Source organism: Bacillus sp. 179-C3.3 HS, from assembly GCF_047229225.1.
In the GTDB taxonomy this organism is placed as follows: domain Bacteria; phylum Bacillota; class Bacilli; order Bacillales; family Bacillaceae; genus Bacillus.
The window spans coordinates 24,121-41,216 of sequence record NZ_JBFEFT010000031.1 but is presented as its reverse complement, the minus strand read 5'-3'; the positions used below and the strand labels follow the sequence as shown (position 1 = coordinate 41,216).

The 17,096-nt window shown below is 42.1% G+C and carries 14 protein-coding genes; 12 read left to right on the top strand and 2 right to left on the bottom strand.

Annotation, left to right across the window (positions count from 1 at the left end):
• Window positions 1-270: 270 nt before the first annotated feature.
• On the top strand, window positions 271-2,067 hold the full coding sequence (gene cstA / locus AB1K80_RS16075; RefSeq protein ID WP_412857852.1) for a carbon starvation protein CstA: 1,797 nt from the start codon (window positions 271-273) through the stop codon (window positions 2,065-2,067).
• Between the two features lie 52 nt (window positions 2,068-2,119).
• Here cstA and sspI read toward each other — a convergent pair whose 3' ends face one another.
• Entirely contained in the window at window positions 2,120-2,335 is a 216-nt protein-coding gene (sspI, locus tag AB1K80_RS16070) for a small acid-soluble spore protein SspI (RefSeq protein ID WP_412857851.1), read from the bottom strand.
• 114 nt (window positions 2,336-2,449) lie between these two features.
• Here sspI and AB1K80_RS16065 point away from each other — a divergent pair, with 114 nt between their 5' ends.
• The 3 genes from AB1K80_RS16065 to pheT all read left to right on the top strand — a co-directional run bounded on the left by AB1K80_RS16065 (window position 2,450) and on the right by pheT (window position 7,031).
• Complete coding sequence (locus AB1K80_RS16065) at window positions 2,450-3,193, top strand: TrmH family RNA methyltransferase (protein WP_412857849.1); 744 nt, start codon at window positions 2,450-2,452, stop codon at window positions 3,191-3,193.
• A gap of 373 nt (window positions 3,194-3,566) precedes the next feature.
• Window positions 3,567-4,601, top strand: a complete 1,035-nt coding sequence (gene pheS, locus AB1K80_RS16060; RefSeq protein ID WP_412857847.1) for a phenylalanine--tRNA ligase subunit alpha — start codon at window positions 3,567-3,569, stop codon at window positions 4,599-4,601.
• Window positions 4,602-4,616: 15 nt separating this feature from the next.
• A complete protein-coding gene (gene pheT, locus AB1K80_RS16055; protein ID WP_412857846.1) occupies window positions 4,617-7,031 on the top strand; it encodes a phenylalanine--tRNA ligase subunit beta in 2,415 nt (804 codons plus the stop codon).
• A gap of 40 nt (window positions 7,032-7,071) precedes the next feature.
• On the opposite strand, the gene rnhC is transcribed toward pheT, so the two are convergent.
• Window positions 7,072-8,001, bottom strand: coding sequence for a ribonuclease HIII (gene rnhC / locus AB1K80_RS16050; protein WP_412857844.1), 930 nt, complete (start codon window positions 7,999-8,001; stop codon window positions 7,072-7,074).
• A gap of 133 nt (window positions 8,002-8,134) precedes the next feature.
• Here rnhC and zapA point away from each other — a divergent pair, with 133 nt between their 5' ends.
• The 8 genes from zapA to AB1K80_RS16010 all read left to right on the top strand — a co-directional run bounded on the left by zapA (window position 8,135) and on the right by AB1K80_RS16010 (window position 17,076).
• The gene (gene zapA, locus AB1K80_RS16045; protein WP_412857843.1) at window positions 8,135-8,392 is read left to right on the top strand and encodes a cell division protein ZapA; all 258 of its coding nucleotides are present in this window, start codon (window positions 8,135-8,137) and stop codon (window positions 8,390-8,392) included.
• Between the two features lie 8 nt (window positions 8,393-8,400).
• Window positions 8,401-8,934 carry a CvpA family protein gene (locus AB1K80_RS16040; protein ID WP_412857841.1) on the top strand — a complete coding sequence of 178 codons (534 nt, stop codon included), beginning with the start codon at window positions 8,401-8,403 and terminating at the stop codon, window positions 8,932-8,934.
• A gap of 115 nt (window positions 8,935-9,049) precedes the next feature.
• Entirely contained in the window at window positions 9,050-10,762 is a 1,713-nt protein-coding gene (gene polX / locus AB1K80_RS16035; protein ID WP_412857839.1) for a DNA polymerase/3'-5' exonuclease PolX, read from the top strand.
• 18 nt (window positions 10,763-10,780) lie between these two features.
• Window positions 10,781-13,141 (top strand): endonuclease MutS2, encoded by a 2,361-nt coding sequence (locus tag AB1K80_RS16030; protein ID WP_412857838.1) that lies wholly within the window; start codon window positions 10,781-10,783, stop codon window positions 13,139-13,141.
• Between the two features lie 13 nt (window positions 13,142-13,154).
• A complete protein-coding gene (locus AB1K80_RS16025) occupies window positions 13,155-13,559 on the top strand; it encodes a DUF350 domain-containing protein (protein ID WP_412857837.1) in 405 nt (134 codons plus the stop codon).
• Window positions 13,560-13,809: 250 nt separating this feature from the next.
• Complete coding sequence (locus AB1K80_RS16020; protein ID WP_412857836.1) at window positions 13,810-15,528, top strand: AMP-binding protein; 1,719 nt, start codon at window positions 13,810-13,812, stop codon at window positions 15,526-15,528.
• A 169-nt stretch (window positions 15,529-15,697) separates the two neighbouring features.
• Window positions 15,698-16,303, top strand: coding sequence for a TetR/AcrR family transcriptional regulator (locus AB1K80_RS16015; RefSeq protein ID WP_412857834.1), 606 nt, complete (start codon window positions 15,698-15,700; stop codon window positions 16,301-16,303).
• Between the two features lie 5 nt (window positions 16,304-16,308).
• The gene (locus AB1K80_RS16010; RefSeq protein WP_412857833.1) at window positions 16,309-17,076 is read left to right on the top strand and encodes an enoyl-CoA hydratase; all 768 of its coding nucleotides are present in this window, start codon (window positions 16,309-16,311) and stop codon (window positions 17,074-17,076) included.
• The last annotated feature ends 20 nt before the right edge of the window (window positions 17,077-17,096 follow it).

The following is a 17,096-nucleotide window of genomic DNA, read 5'->3' as shown; positions in this document are numbered from 1 at the left end:
TTTCTCTATTATAAAATGAGGAGATGGGAATTTTAAGGGAAAAAATAAGGCTGTCAAGATTTTCTCGACAGCCTGAACCTTTCCTCATTCAAGAGGAAAGGTTTTTTATTTGTGTCCATTTCCCAGGAAATGAACGGGAGTGAATAGTCATCTTCTTACAATTGAAGACAGAACAATGACCGCTTCTAGTTAATAAGGCACATGTGATTCTTTATTTATTTTTGTAAGATGAAATCAATCACACAATTTTATTCCAAAGGGGATGGTAAAATGAATGCGGTTACAATCGTCATAGGGTCTATGTGTATTTTAGCGATTGCGTATCGTCTATACGGCACGTTTATGATGGTCAAAGTATTGAAGGTGACAGATGACCATCCTACACCAGCTCATACACTTGAGGATGGAAAAGATTATGTGCCAACAAATAAATGGGTCACTTTTGGTCATCACTTTGCTGCCATCGCAGCAGCTGGTCCGTTGGTTGGTCCAATTTTAGCGGCACAATTTGGATATTTACCAGGTCTTCTTTGGCTATTAATAGGGGCTGTCATCGGAGGCGCTGTGCATGATTTAGTTGTGTTATTTGCATCTATGAGAAAGAGGGGGAAATCACTATCAGAGGTGGCAAAAGAAGAATTAGGGCCGGTTGCGGGTTTTTGTACAGGGCTCGCGATGCTCTTTATCATTACCATTACGATGGCAGGACTATCGATGGTCGTACTTCATGCGTTAGAACGAAACCCTTGGGGCACATTTGCGGTCGGTATTACCATTCCGATTGCCATGGGGGTAGGACTTTATTATAAAAAGACTGGCAATTTAAAGCTTGCCACATCTGCTGGCTTTATTCTCCTCATGGTAGGTGTCTTTCTAGGACCGAATATTCAAGGGACAGCACTTGGAGATCTATTCACTCTTGATACACAAACGCTTGCGCTTGCTTTACCGATTTATGCATTTTTTGCAGCGGCATTGCCAGTGTGGTTACTGTTGGCACCGCGTGATTATTTAAGTAGTTTCATGAAAATAGGTGTATTCATTGCCCTCATAATCGGGATTTTTGTCGTCAATCCGTCCATTCAATTTCCAGCGTTTACAGAGTTTGTGAATGGAGGAGGGCCGGTTTTAGCTGGGCCTGTATGGCCTTTCATTTCAATCACCATCGCCTGTGGTGCGATTTCTGGATTTCATGCTTTTGTTGGATCAGGGACAACACCTAAAATGCTCGATCGATGGAGCGATATGAAACCTGTAGCCTTTGGTGCGATGCTTGTAGAATGTTTGGTCGGTATCATGGCATTAATCGCAGCCACCGCACTTCACCCAGGTGACTATTTTGCGATTAACAGTACACCAGAAGTGTTCAAAACGCTCGGAATGAGTGTCGAAAACCTTCCACAGCTAAGCCAAGAAATTGGTCTTGATTTAGAAGGGAGAACCGGTGGAGCTGTTACGTTAGCTGTAGGAATGGCTTATATCTTTACGGGGATTCCTTTCTTTAGCCATTTGGCCTCTTATTTCTTCCAATTCGTCATTATGTTTGAAGCGGTCTTTATTTTGACCGCCATTGATGCAGGGACACGTGTGGCTAGATACTTGATTCAAGACTTTTTTGGGGAAGTATATCAACCGCTTAAGCGAAGTGATTGGGTACCGGGATCAGTGTTTGCGAGTGCACTTGCCTGCTTTATGTGGGGGTACTTGCTTTACTCAGGGGATATTGGGTCGATTTGGGCGTTGTTTGGCGTATCAAACCAGTTAATGGCTTCAGTCGGATTGATCATTGGGGCAACAGTTGTTTTGAAAATTGCCGATAAAAGACGGTATATGCTGACATGTTTAATTCCGCTCGCTTACTTATATGTGACGGTGAATTATGCGGGATACTGGATGGTGGCCAATGTGTATCTTAATCCACATGCATCTGGCTACAGTGTGCTGAATGCGGTCTTATCCATAATTATGCTTGTCTTAGGATTTGTGATCATTGTATTTGCCATCAAAAAATGGGTGGAAATCTGGCGAGATCCAGCGCTCCGATTGGAGACGCCAATCTCTGGATAAAAGCACAAAAGCCGGTTTGCTCTATCGTGCAGCAAACCGGCTTTTCTTATTGCTATTGTCCAGGCTTTAACCCTTGTTCTAACGTTTCAAGTATTTCATTTTTTTCACTTTCTGAAGCCTCTTGCCATAACACCTCGAACAATACACCAAGACCCGGCAACATCTTTTCCTCACCACTCTGAATGGCGTCTAAAATCGTATGTTCCAACTGCTCCTGGCTGTGTCCAGTGATGTTCTGAATGACGGCACCTCTTAAATTGAAGTCCATTTGCCCACACTCCTTTTTTGATGGTAATAGCCCTATTCTGTCTCAAAGACAGGTTTATTATGTAGTGTGCATGAGATATAATAAGTTCATGATATTTAAAGGAGTTAAGGACGCTTGAAATATATTGAATCTGCTAAGAATACAAACGTTAAACAATGGAAAAAGCTGCACACAAAAAAAGAACGAACAAAGACAGGACGATTTCTTGTCGAAGGAAAGCATTTAGTAGAAGAAGCATTAAAAAGCGGGATTGTGAAAGAGTTAATGGTGACCTCACCACAAATGCTGCCAGCTGATATTGAGTCTAGCGTAGAGCTTTATGAATTGAGTGAAGAGGCATTTTCGGCGATGACAGAAACCGAAACACCTCAGCACATCGCAGCGGTTTGTACATTTCCTGCATTTGAAGAAAAGAAGTATGAGCGGGTTCTTCTTTTAGATGCAGTACAGGACCCAGGTAATTTGGGGACACTCATTCGGACCGCAGATGCCGCTGGTCTTGATGCTGTCATCTTAGGAGATGGAACTGTTGATGCGTTCAATGGAAAAACGCTTCGCTCAGCACAAGGCTCACATTTCCACTTGCCTATCTTAAAGCAAACACTACAACAAACGATTCCAGCATTCAAAGAGCGTGGTATACCAGTGTACGGAAGTGCCTTAAAAGAGGCGAAAGAATATAGAAGTGTCACAGCAGAAGGCCCATTTGCGTTAATTGTAGGCAACGAGGGAGCAGGGATTGATCCAGAGATCCTTCAAATGACAGATCAGAATTTATACGTTCCGATGTACGGAAAAGCAGAATCATTAAATGTAGCCGTTGCAGCTGCAGTTCTTGTCTATCATTTGCGTGGATAGTGTTGCATCATTTGTGATATTTCACTATAATGAAACTAATATTTTAAAAACCATGATAGAGGAAGATTGTTTCGATAAGCGACCTTAAAGGGAGAATGCATCGTAGACTGGAAGTGCATTTAAGGGATGCTGAAGCAGGAATTCACCTCTGGAGTTGTCACCGGGACCGCAATATTGCGTAAAGGTGAACCGGATTCGTTTGATTCCGTTATGTCAATGAAGCTTATTCGCACTTTATTTGTGCTTAACAAGGGTGGTACCGCGACCACAACTCGTCCCTTTTTTGATTGGGGGCGGGTTTTTTTATTGTCTTTAAACGATCAAACATCCGTTTATCCAGGCGGTTTTGTATATCAAAAGGAGGATTACACTCATGCAAGAAACGTTAAAACAGCTTGAACAAGAGGCGATAGCGAAGGTAGAAGCAGCAGGCTCGCTCAAAGAGGTAAATGACATTCGTGTGCAATATTTAGGGAAAAAAGGACCGATTACAGAAGTCTTACGCGGAATGGGTAAACTCTCCGCGGAAGAAAGACCGAAAATGGGCGCACTCGCAAACGAAGTAAGAGAGCAGATTGCGAATGCCATCGCTGAAAAAAATGAGCGACTAGAAGCTGAAGAAGTGAAAAAGAAGCTAGCGTCTCAAACGATTGACGTTACATTGCCAGCAAGTCCAATTAAAATGGGCGCTAGACATCCACTTACGATAGTTGTAGAAGATATTGAAGATTTATTTATTGGAATGGGTTATACGGTTGAGGAAGGTCCAGAGGTTGAAACGGATTACTATAACTTTGAAGCATTAAACCTTCCAAAAGAGCATCCAGCACGTGATATGCAGGATAGCTTCTATATTACTGAAGATACGTTGATGAGAACACAAACATCACCAGTTCAAGCGCGCACACTGGAAAAATATCAAGGAAAAGGTCCTGTGAAGATCATCTGTCCGGGGAAGGTATATCGTCGAGATAGCGATGATGCGACCCATTCACATCAATTTATGCAAATTGAAGGTCTTGTGGTTGACCACAATATTAGTATGAGTGACTTAAAAGGAACGCTAGAGACAGTCGCTAAAAAAATGTTTGGTGAAGATCGTGAAATTAGACTGCGTCCAAGCTTCTTCCCATTTACAGAACCTTCTGTTGAAGTTGATGTGTCTTGCTTTAAATGCGGTGGGAAAGGCTGTTCTGTATGTAAAGGAACAGGCTGGATTGAGATTTTAGGTGCAGGAATGGTTCACCCGAATGTATTGAAAATGAGCGGATTTGATCCAGAAACTTATCAAGGCTTTGCTTTTGGAATGGGTGTTGAACGTATTGCCATGCTGAAATACGGCATCGACGATATTCGTCATTTCTACACAAATGATATCAGATTCACGAAGCAATTTAAGCAGGACTAAGAGGAGGAAATCAACATGTTTGTTTCATATAAATGGTTAGAAGACTATGTCGATTTAGAAGGCATTCAGCCAAATGAATTGGCAGAGAAAATCACAAGAAGTGGAATCGAAGTAGAGGCTGTTGAGTATAAAGGAGAAGGCATCAAAGGAGTCGTCATCGGTCACGTGATGGAGCGTGAACAGCATCCTAATGCGGACAAGTTAAACAAATGTCTCGTTGATATCGGTGAAGATGAGCCTGTCCAAATCATTTGCGGAGCGCCGAATGTGGATAAAGGGCAGTATGTAGCCGTTGCGACTGTTGGGGCAGTTCTTCCTGGTAATTTTAAAATCAAAAAAGCAAAATTGCGCGGCGAAGCGTCTCATGGAATGATTTGCTCTCTACAAGAATTAGGTGTGGAAAGTAAACTCGTACCGAAAGAATATGCAGAAGGGATTTTTGTCTTCCCAAATGACTTGAAACCTGGTGAAGATGCGCTACAGGCATTACAGTTAGATGATGCTGTACTCGAGCTTGGGTTAACGCCAAACCGTGCAGATGCACTGAATATGCTTGGCGTAGCGTATGAAGTGGCAGCGATTTTAGGAAAAGACGTCAAACTACCTGATACAACACACGAAACCTCTGTTGAAAAAGCAGCAGATTATATCTCTGTAAACATTGAAGATCAAGAGGCAAATCCACTTTATGCAGCAAAGATGATCAAAGATGTAAAAGTTGGACCTGCACCATTATGGATGCAAACAAGGCTAATGAATGCAGGGATACGTCCGATTAACAACGTTGTTGACATCACGAACTTTGTTTTGCTTGAATACGGTCAGCCACTTCATGCCTTTGATTACGACCGCTTTGGTTCAAAGCAAGTCGTCGTGCGGAAAGCAGTTGATCATGAAGTCATCCAAACGTTAGATGATCAAGAACGCACGTTGTCATCGAAGCATCTTGTCATCACCAATGGGACAAAAGCGCATGCTGTAGCCGGAGTGATGGGTGGTCTTGAATCAGAGGTGCGCGATGAAACCACAACGATACTTTTAGAAGCAGCATATTTTAATGGTCAAACAGTCCGTCAAGCTTCTAGAGACTTAGGATTACGTAGTGAATCAAGCACACGTTTTGAAAAAGGATTAGACCCTCAGCGAGTGAAAATGGCAGCAGAAAGAGCGGCACAATTAATCAGTATGTATGCGGGTGGTACAGTGCTTGCTGGAACGGTGGAAGAAAATCATATCGAAGCACACATGAATGTCATTCAAGTATCAACTGAACGCGTCAACAAATTGCTAGGCATGAGTATCTCAAAAGAAGAGATGATCCAGATTTTTAATAAATTAGGCTTTACAGTCGGTGAATCTAACGATGTTCTCGTTGTCACAGTTCCTTCTCGCAGAATGGACATTACGATTGAGGAAGACTTAATTGAGGAAGTGGCACGATTATATGGCTACGATAATATTCCTTCAACCCTTCCGTCAACAGCTGGTACAGTTGGCGGTTTGACGCCATACCAAGTAAAACGAAGAAAGGTGAGACGTTTCTTAGAAGGCGCAGGGCTTTCACAAGCGATCACATATTCGTTAACGAATCAACAGAAGTCCACGACTTTGGCGTTGAATACAGCCTTTAAAACGAGACTGTCACTACCGATGAGTGAGGAGCGCAGTGTGTTAAGACAAAGCCTTCTACCGAATTTACTTGACTCAGTCGCTTATAACTTGGCGAGACAGGCAGATTCCATTGGATTTTATGAAACGGGTTCAGTGTTCTTAGCAGAAACCGAAGGAGCAAAGCCGGTTGAAAAAGAGCATGTTGCTGGTGCGATCACAGGTTTATGGCATAAAAACCTTTGGCAAGGTGAGAAAAAAGCAGTCGATTTTTATGTAGCGAAGGGAATTGCAGATGGTCTGTTTGAAAAGCTTGGTGTGTCAGAGCATATCACGTATGTTCAAGCAGAGCGTGAAGGTCTACATCCGGGACGTACAGCAGAGGTTCATTTAAATGGAAAAGTGATAGGGTATGTAGCTGCACTCCATCCAGTCGTTGAAAAGGAACTCGATCTGAATGAGACATATGTATTCGAGTTTGATTTAACGGATGTGATGACAGCTGAAACAGAAGATATGAAATATACAGCCATTCCGAGATTCCCAGGTGTCACAAGAGACATTGCGCTTGTGGTCGATCAACATATTTCAAGTGGACAATTGGAGCAGGTCATTTATGAAGAAGGTGGCCATTTGCTAACAGACGTCTCTGTTTTCGATGTATATGAGGGAGAACATATGGAAAAAGGCAAGAAATCTGTTGCATTCTCTCTTCATTATTTAAACCCGGAACAAACATTGACAGAGGAAGAAGTAACAGCGGTTCATACAAAGGTATTACAAGCATTAGAAAATACGTATCAAGCCGTCTTACGCGGTTAAAGAAAAAGAAGCTGTGGCCTCATGTGCCGTAGCTTCTTTTTTAGCGTAGTAATTTTTTTGCCTTTTGTGTGTTGGCAAAATGCAATTTTGTAAATTGACGTAAAGCGTCTTCTCCGTGTAGCTTGATTAGCTTGGCAGCTGCTTTATCCACGTGAGCGCCAGCCCCTTTTGGTATCTCAAATCCGGCTTTTTTTGATAATTGATCCATTTCAATTAAAAAGGCATACCTTGCGATAATAGACGCTGCAGCAACTGATAAGTGAATTCCTTCCGCTTTTGTACTAAAATAAGTACGCTCTTGAATGATTTTCTTCCCAGCAAGATGCCTGAAATAAATTCCGGGTTCGGCGAATTGGTCAATTAAGATCGCTTCCGGTTTTTTGCCATCTAGTTTCTCTAAGACAGAAGTGATTACTTGATTATGAAGCAGTGCCTTCATTTTTCCTTGGCTCATACCCTTTTCCTGCATGGTATTGTACTTTTCATTTCGCAGGACAAGCAGGCTGAACGGAATGGTTTTGATAAGATCTTTGGCAATATTGATAATTTGAGGATCTTTGAGTCCTTTTGAGTCTTTGACACCAAGCTCTTTCATCAGGGCAAGCTGACTTGAGTCAACATAGGCTGCACATACCGTAATGGGACCAAAATAATCACCAGTCCCTACCTCATCTGATCCAATGACTGACATAGAGGCAATGTTCGGAGGCGGGCTGTATTTGGTGACTGAAGGTGTCTTTTTACTTTTGATGGTATCAGCTGTTGTTAGATGGCTAAACTGACTTGCTTCCGCTTCCGCCTGTTGTCCTTGAAAAAGGACCTTTCCAGAGCGATAAGCTGTAATCGTACAGCCAGGGATCTTTGCTTGAAAGACTGCGCCTGGCGGTAAGGTGTCAGTGAGATGTTGTTCGTACTTGCTTTTCATCTTTTTCATGTCTTCTGATGTTGCTTTTAAGACGGATTGGGGCACAGTGGAAAACTCCTTTTACCTTAATATCTTTGATTTCTAAAGTGTACCATAACAGGGAAGGGCTCGTCTTTCCAATCAATGTCTAAACGTGTTATGATAGAAACTAGGATTCTCGTGGAATGGAGGAGAAACGTTGTCTGACGGCGGTAAAACAAAAACAACAGTTGAGATTTACGGACAGTCCTATACGATCATCGGTCAAGAAACGAAGATGCATATGCGACATGTTGCTTCAATTGTTGATGATAAAATGAGAGAAATAAATGAAAAAAATCCATACCTTGATATAAACAAATTAGCTGTGCTGACAGCAGTCAATGTCGTCCACGACTACTTGAAATTAAAAGAGCAATACGAAAAACTAGAGCTTCAGCTTAACGAAAAGGAATGAATGGAACTTTGATCGATATCATCATTTTGATTTTGCTTCTTATGGGAACGCTTGTCGGTCTGAAACGCGGGTTTATTCTTCAATTTATTAAATTGATTAGCTTTGTTGTTTCTATTTTAGTCGCTTCAATGTTTTATCAATCACTAGCACCACAGCTTACGTGGATTCCTGCACCTGACTTTAGCGGTGGTCAAACGCAGCTAGCGTTCATTAGTGGGAATATAGAGACAGCTTATTATCATACCATTGCGTTTATCATTCTGTTTATCTTGACCAAAATCCTGCTTGCAATAATAGGCGGATTGCTCACCACCATTGCGAGTATACCTGTGATTAAACAGGTAAACAAACTACTCGGCGGTGTTTTAGGATTTCTAGAAACGTATCTATTCGTGTTTATCCTATTATTTGTCGGTGCATTACTTCCAGTTGATGCACTCCAAACAATGATGAGCCAATCAATTTTAGCAGATATGATCGTAGGCAACACCCCTTATCTGTCCAGTCTTGTAAAAGACTTATGGTCAGCTTATGGAGTTTAAAAACTTCTCCTTTTTGGAGGAGTTTTTTCTCATTCCATGACGAGAAGTTGTAGGGGGAAGGAAAAGTTTGTATATTTAAAAAAGGAAGATGCCAAAGCGGCTGGAGGAATGAGAGATGAATAAAAAAGATATTATCAAACTTCTTGAAACAATTGCAGTGTATATGGAGTTAAAAGGAGATAATCCTTTCAAAGTTTCAGCTTTTCGTAAAGCAGCAGCGGCACTTGAACAGGATGACCGTAGCCTTTCTCAAATAGAAGATCTCTTGGCATTGCCAGGAATCGGGAAAGGGACTTATGCTGTGATCACAGAGTATATGGAAAAAGGGCAATCAGAAACATTGGAACAATTGAAAAAAGAGGTGCCTGAAGGACTTGTTCCGTTATTAAAACTGCCAGGATTGGGCGGGAAGAAGATCGCAAAGCTATACAAAGAACTGGGTGTGCACGATGCACAATCTTTGAAGGAAGCCTGTGAAACGGAGAAAGTACAAGCACTCGCTGGCTTTGGCAAAAAGACAGAAGAAAAAATTCTCGCAGCTCTTGAGGAAGCAGGGAAACAGCCAGAAAGACTGCCCATTGGTTTTGCTTTAGATGTTGCAGAACAGATAGATCATGCGCTGGAACAGATGGAAGGAATCATCCGTTTTTCAAGAGCGGGAAGTTTAAGACGCGCCCGCGAAACAGTCAAAGACTTAGATTATATCATTGCAACAGATCACCCTGAGAAAGTCAGAGAACAGCTCATTGCCCTTGATCCTGTAAAAGACATCATTGCGAGCGGTGACACTAAAGTATCTGTCGTTCTTGCCCTAGATTTTGAAATTAGCGCCGATTTTCGTCTTGTGACATCAGAGCAATTTGCCACAACGCTGCATCATTTCACTGGATCAAAAGATCATAATATTAGAATGCGCCAAATTGCAAAAGAACGTGGAGAGCGGATTAGCGAATATGGCGTTGAAACGCTTGAGACTGGTGAAGTAAAAACATTCGAAGACGAAAGTGCTTTTTATGCCCATTTTCAACTTCCTTTGATTCCGCCAGAAATTCGTGAAACCGGAGCAGAGATTGATACGTATAAAGAAAGTATGCAATTTATAGAAGTGAAAGATATCAAAGGTGACCTTCACATGCACTCGACATGGAGTGACGGTGCGTTTTCAATTCGTGAAATGGCTGAGGCTTGTATCGCAAAAGGGTATGAATACATGGCGATCACAGATCACTCGCAATATTTAAAAGTCGCAAACGGTTTAACAAAAGAACGACTGCGACTGCAAGCGAAGGAAATTGATCAGCTCAACGAGGAATTTGAGCATTTCCACATTTTTAAAGGGGTCGAAATGGATATACTGCCAGATGGATCGTTAGACTATGATGATGACTTTTTAGCAGAAATGGATTTTGTTATTGCATCAATCCATTCTAGCTTTTCTCAACCAGAAGAAGTCATTATGAAGCGTCTTGAACAAGCCCTTCAAAACCAGCATGTCGATTTAATTGCACATCCAACTGGACGCTTGATCGGCAGACGAGATGGCTATGCCGTGAACATTGAGCGGCTCATTGAGCTTGCCAAGAAAACAGGTACTGCACTAGAGCTCAATAGCAACCCATCAAGACTTGATTTGAAAACAGAACATTTAATCAAAGCAAACGAAGCAGGTGTGCCTATCATGATCAATACGGATGCACACAACATCGCAATGCTAGAACATATGGATGTCGGTGTAACAGCGGCAAGAAAAGGCTGGACACCGAAAGCAAATGTGTTAAATACACTCTCACTCAAAGAGATGAAGACGTTTTTAACGCGAGACAGGTAGTCGTTAGGAGGTTGTACGATGCTACAACAAAAAGTATTAACACCATTAGAATTTCATAAGGTCAAAGAAAAAGTCATGTCATATGCGGCATCGACATTAGGCAAAGAAAAAGTACAAGATTTAACGCCGCTCACAGATATGGATACGATCAAACAACTGCTGGATGAGGTAGCAGAAGCACAGGATGTTATTCGCCTAAAGGGATCTGCACCGTTTGGCGGGATCACGGATATTAGACGTGCAGTAAAACGGGCGGAAATCGGCAGTACATTAAGCCCTTCAGAACTGATGGAAATAGCAGGACTATTATATGCTGTAAAGAACATGAAACACTTTCTCATGTCGATGTATGAAGATGGTGTAGACATCCCGCATCTTCACACATATGCTGAAACACTTATTTTACTGCCTGACATCAGAAAAGAAATCGAAAATTGCATCGGTGATAATGGTGAGGTGCTTGATCACGCGACTCCTGCGCTTCGCACGATCCGTACTCAGCTACGTACATTAGAATCGAAAGTACGTGATAAATTAGAGTCGATGATTCGTTCGCAATCTGCTTCAAAAATGTTGTCAGATACAATTGTGACCATCCGTAATGACCGCTTTGTGATTCCGGTTAAACAGGAGTATCGTTCGAACTATGGCGGGATTGTGCATGATCAGTCCTCGTCTGGAGCGACACTTTTCATTGAGCCACAAGTTGTGGTTGATTTGAATAACACCTTGCAGCAAACCCGTTTAAAAGAAAAACAAGAAGTCGAGAAAATTCTTCAAATGCTAACTGAGCGTGTATCTGAGCATATTGAGGAACTGCTTCATAATGTAAAAGAACTTCAAACATTAGATTTTATTTTTGCCAAAGCAAAATACGCAAAGGCGGAAAAAGCAACGAAGCCTACCGTGAACGATCAAGGGGAGATTTATTTAAAACAAGCAAGGCATCCTCTTTTGCCTCGTGAGCAAGTCGTGGCAAATGACATCGAGCTCGGTAAGGATTTCACGACGATTGTCATCACTGGACCAAATACAGGTGGAAAAACAGTCACATTAAAAACGCTAGGTCTCCTTACCGTTATGACGCAGGCTGGTCTTCACATACCGGTAGATGAAGGGTCAGAGGTCGCGATTTTCGACCAAGTGTTTGCTGATATTGGAGATGAGCAATCGATTGAACAAAGCCTGAGTACGTTCTCCTCTCATATGGTCAACATTGTGGATATTTTAAAACATGTGACCTCTCATTCACTTGTGCTATTTGACGAACTAGGAGCAGGAACAGACCCTGCTGAAGGGGCGGCACTTGCGATGAGTATATTAGACGAAGTGCATCAAACAAATGCGCGCGTCATTGCGACAACGCACTATCCTGAGCTGAAGGCATATGGGTATAACCGAGAAGGGGTCACGAATGCGAGTGTAGAGTTCGATGTGGAAACCTTATCACCAACGTATCGTCTCCTCATCGGTGTACCTGGACGCAGTAATGCGTTTGAGATTTCCAAACGCCTCGGTTTGTCAGACCATTTAATTGATCGAGCGAAAGCGGATATGCATGCAGAGCATAATGAAGTCGATCAAATGATTGCATCATTAGAAGATAGCAAGAAACAAGCGGAAGAAGAGCTGCATGAGACAGAGTCTTATAGAAAAGAAGCCGAAAAGCTTCATCAAGAGCTTCAAAGACAAATCCTTGAATGGCATGAGAAAAAAGACAAGCTGCTGGAAGAAGCGGAACAAGTAGCGAAAGAAAAGATCGATCAAGCAACAAAAGAAGCAGAAGGCATCATTCAAGAGCTGCGGTCGATGAAAAGTGAACATCGTTCGTTTAAAGAACATGAACTCATTGATGCAAAGAAACGTCTGGAAGAAGCGATTCCTGAATTTGAGCGGAAGAAAAAAGCGCAGCCTGCGAAAAAAGCCGAAAGACAGCTAAAACCAGGCGATGAAGTCAAAGTCCTCACATTCGGTCAAAAAGGAACCTTGATTGATCAAACAGGTGAGAAGGAATGGAGTGTCCAAATGGGCATTCTCAAAATGAAAGTAAAAGAAAAAGATATGGAATTTTTAAAATCAGCTCCAGAATTTAAACAAGAAAAAGCCATTACAGCAGTCAAAGGTAAGGATTATCATGTATCGCTTGAACTCGATTTAAGAGGCGAGCGTTATGAAAATGCTTTAAGCAGAGTCGAGAAATATTTAGATGATGCCGTATTGGCTGGCTATCCGCGTGTCTCAATTATTCACGGAAAAGGGACAGGGGCTCTTAGAAAAGGAGTTCAAGAACTATTAAAACAACATAGAAGTGTGAAAAACGCTCGTTTTGGAGAACAAGGCGAGGGAGGATCAGGCGTCACCATTGTCGAATTAAAATAAAAGGAGAAAATGCATGAAAGCCTTTTGGGAAAATGAACTTGTGGAAATTGCCGCTTATTACAGTGTGGCCGTCCTATGTCTTGTCTTATTTTTAACCATTTTTGAACTCGTGACTTCCTATAAAAACTGGGAGGAGATTCAGAAGGGGAACCTAGCAGTTGCAATGGCGACAGGCGGGAAGATCCTTGGAATTGCGAATGTATTTCAACATTCCATTGCACAGCATAACTCCCTTCTTCAAATGATTGGATGGGGTGTTTACGGCTTTGTCATGCTGCTTGTGAGCTACTTCATTTTTGAATTTTTAACACCAAAATTTAAAGTAGACAAAGAAATTGAAAATGATAACCGGGCGGTCGGGTTTATTTCACTCATTATTTCAGTTGGGCTGTCTTATGTAGTAGCAGCCGGCATTTAAGGAGGGCGACATGGAAAAGCTAGCAAAAGTATTAATTGTAGTTGCCTGCACTTTTGCCGTCATTGGCGCCGTTTATATGTTTCTATAACACCAAGTTGGAAAGCTGCCAAGGAGTACCTCGGCAGCTTTTCTTATGAACAGAGTACTGGCTATAAACAATTGGAACAAGGATGATATGAAAAAAGCAAACTGCCATAAGGAAATGTTTGCTATAATAAATTAGTACGAAAGTTCAGGAAGGAGGGATTTTATGCAGTCAGATAAACGATGGCTTCTGCATTACCCAAAACAAATTCCCCACGAACTCACCATCCCAAATGAAACGTTACAATCTTACTTATTCCGCTCCGCAGAAGCAACACCTGAGCATACAGCCATTCATTTTTTAGGAAAAACCATCACCTATGACCAGTTATATGAAGACTCATTAAAACTCGCCAACTATTTCATAAAACTCGGCGTGAAAAAGGGAGATCGGGTGGCCATCATGCTACCAAACTGCCCGCAATCAGTTATTTCTTATTATGCCGTATTAATGGCGGGGGGAATCGTTGTTCAAACCAATCCGCTGTATACGGAGAAAGAGCTAGCGTATCAGATGGAAGACAGTGGTGCAAAGGTGTTGATTACACTCGATTTATTGTATCCGAAGACCTATAAAATGAAAGCGTTGACAACTGTAGAACACATGGTGATTACCAAATTACAAGAGTACTTGCCGTTTCCAAAAAATATTTTTTTCCCGATTGTTCAAAGAAAGAAAAACAAAATGGTCATCCAAGTGGAGGAAAGTGAAACGATTCATCTTTTTTCACAGGTGATCAAAGAATCACCTCGAGAGCCAATTTCGCACCTGTCCTTTGATCCAAAAGAAGACGTTGCTGTCTTGCAGTATACAGGCGGAACCACAGGTTTACCAAAAGGGGTCATGCTCACACACGAGAATATCGTAGCCAATACAGAAATGTGTGCCGCCTCGATGTATCAAACAACCCGTGGAATGGAGCGAATTCTCGGCGTGATTCCATTTTTCCATGTGTACGGGATGACGACCGTATTGAACCTGGCTGTGAAGGAAGGACATCAAATGATTCTACTTCCACGCTTTGATGTGTCAGATACGCTCAAAACCATTGAAAAACAAAAGCCGACGTTGTTTCCGGGAGCTCCGACGATGTATATCGCCCTGCTTCATCACCCGAACATTGAAAACTATGACCTGTCATCTATCCGTGCTTGTTTAAGTGGATCAGCACCGCTGCCGATTGAAGTCAAGCAGAGCTTCGAAAAAATAACAGGAGGCCGGTTAGTGGAAGGGTATGGTCTTTCAGAAACCTCACCTGTGACCCATTCCAACTTCTTGTGGGGAGTGAACAAAACAGGCAGTGTGGGTTGTCCTTGGCCCAATACAGAAGCAGGCATTTATTGCGAAGAAACGGGAGAGCTCAAAGAACCGTACGAACATGGGGAAATCGTTGTGAAAGGTCCACAGATTATGAAGGGGTATTGGAATCAACCAGAGGAGACAGCGGCTGTTTTAAAAGACGGCTGGTTTTTCACTGGAGATATTGGATATATGGATGAGGACGGATTTTTCTATATCGTCGATAGGAAAAAAGATGTGATCATCGCCAGTGGCTACAATATTTACCCTAGAGAGGTCGAAGAAGCCCTATATGAACATGAACTCGTACAGGAAGTAGTCGTTGCAGGTATACCGGACCCGTATCGTGGAGAAACGGTGAAAGCATTTGTTGTACCAAAGAAAGATGCCTTTTTGACGGAAGAGGAGCTAGACCGATTTGTCCGTACAAGAATCGCCTCTTTTAAAGTACCACGTGTCTATGAATTTAAAGAGTCGTTACCAAAAACAGCTGTAGGTAAAATATTGCGTAGAGTCTTAATTGAGGAAGAAAAAAGAAAGCATACGTCTTCAGCAGAATTGACGGTCGATCGATCAGAGAAATAACCGTACATCATCCGGTCTACCACTGGCCGGATGATTTGAATTGTCACTAGTTCCTTTGTTATGCTAGAGATCGAAAAGAAAGAAGAACATGACTTGACAAATGACTCGTTTCTTTTTAACATAAAGTTATGAATGAATGCTCATTCAATTCAGAAGGGAACGAAGCACATTGAAGCAGAAAAGACCGAAGTACATGCAAATTATTGATGCAGCAGTTGTGGTGATTGCTGAAAATGGCTATCATCAATCTCAAGTTTCTAAGATTGCGAAGCAAGCAGGGGTAGCGGACGGAACCATTTATCTTTATTTCAAAAACAAAGAAGATATTCTGATCTCTTTGTTTAAAGAAAAAATGGGACAGTTCATTGAACGGATGGAAACGGAAATTCAACAGAAACCGTCTCCTAAAGACAAGCTCCTCCTGCTCATCCAAGAGCATTTCCGGCTGTTGTCCCAAGATCATCATTTAGCGCTTGTGACACAGCTTGAACTAAGGCAATCGAACCTTGAGCTGCGGCAGAGAATCAATGAGGTGCTCAAAGGGTATTTAAATATGCTCGATGCCATTTTAACTGAAGGAAAGAAAACAGGAGAATTCAAGCAAGATCTCGATGTCCGCCTAGCGAGACAAATGGTATTTGGCACGATAGACGAAACCGCCACAACATGGGTGATGAATGATCAAAAGTATGACCTAGCTGCACTTGCAGAAAACGTACATGATCTTCTTTTAAATGGTATCCATCAAACTGAAAGATCAGTTAAAAAAGGGTGATTGACATGGAAAAAATACTGAGTGTACATCATGAAGGACAGACAGCGCTTATCACGATACAACATCCACCTGCAAACGCACTATCCTCCCAATTACTTATGGAGCTTCATGATATGTTTGAACAGCTTGAACAAAATGATGAAGTGCGAGCCATTGTGATACATGGTGAAGGTAGATTCTTTTCAGCAGGTGCTGATATTAAGGAATTTACGACATTACAGGAGGAGTCGGATTATGCAGCTCTTGCAGACCGCGGACAGCAAGTATTCGAACGAATCGAACAATGTCCAAAGCCTGTCATAGCTTCCATTCACGGAGCTGCTTTAGGTGGAGGTCTTGAGCTCGCCATGTCTTGTGATATCCGAATTGCCACAAAAGATGCAAAGCTTGGGCTCCCTGAACTAACTCTTGGCATTATTCCAGGATTCGGTGGAACCCAAAGGCTACCCCGCTATGTTGGTGCGGCAAAAGCACTTGAAATGATGGGAACAGCTGAACCGATTACTGGGGAAGAAGCATTTGCTTGTGGTCTCGTTTCAAAGCTTGTGGAAACAGAGGAAGAAGCTTTGAAAGAAGCCAAAACACTGGCGACGAAATTTGCTACAAAAAGCCCTAAATCGCTTGAGTATGTACTAGAGCTATTGAATGCTGCAAAGGTCTACTCATATGATGGTGGAATGAAGCTAGAAGCCAAAAGGTTTGGTGAGGTATTCCAATCAAATGATGCCAAAGAAGGCATTCAAGCCTTTATTGAAAAGCGGAAACCGAATTAAAGGGGAGTAACGAATCAGTA

Excerpts from the sequence above, each read along its gene's own strand:
- cstA (WP_412857852.1), top strand. The coding sequence starts at position 271 with ATGAATGCGGTTACAATCGTCATAGGGTCTATGTGTATTTTAGCGATT.
- sspI (WP_412857851.1), bottom strand. The coding sequence starts at position 2,335 with ATGGACTTCAATTTAAGAGGTGCCGTCATTCAGAACATCACTGGACAC.
- pheS (WP_412857847.1), top strand. The coding sequence starts at position 3,567 with ATGCAAGAAACGTTAAAACAGCTTGAACAAGAGGCGATAGCGAAGGTA.
- pheT (WP_412857846.1), top strand. The coding sequence starts at position 4,617 with ATGTTTGTTTCATATAAATGGTTAGAAGACTATGTCGATTTAGAAGGC.
- polX (WP_412857839.1), top strand. The coding sequence starts at position 9,050 with ATGAATAAAAAAGATATTATCAAACTTCTTGAAACAATTGCAGTGTAT.
- AB1K80_RS16030 (WP_412857838.1), top strand. The coding sequence starts at position 10,781 with ATGCTACAACAAAAAGTATTAACACCATTAGAATTTCATAAGGTCAAA.
- AB1K80_RS16025 (WP_412857837.1), top strand. The coding sequence starts at position 13,155 with ATGAAAGCCTTTTGGGAAAATGAACTTGTGGAAATTGCCGCTTATTAC.
- AB1K80_RS16020 (WP_412857836.1), top strand. The coding sequence starts at position 13,810 with ATGCAGTCAGATAAACGATGGCTTCTGCATTACCCAAAACAAATTCCC.
- AB1K80_RS16010 (WP_412857833.1), top strand. The coding sequence starts at position 16,309 with ATGGAAAAAATACTGAGTGTACATCATGAAGGACAGACAGCGCTTATC.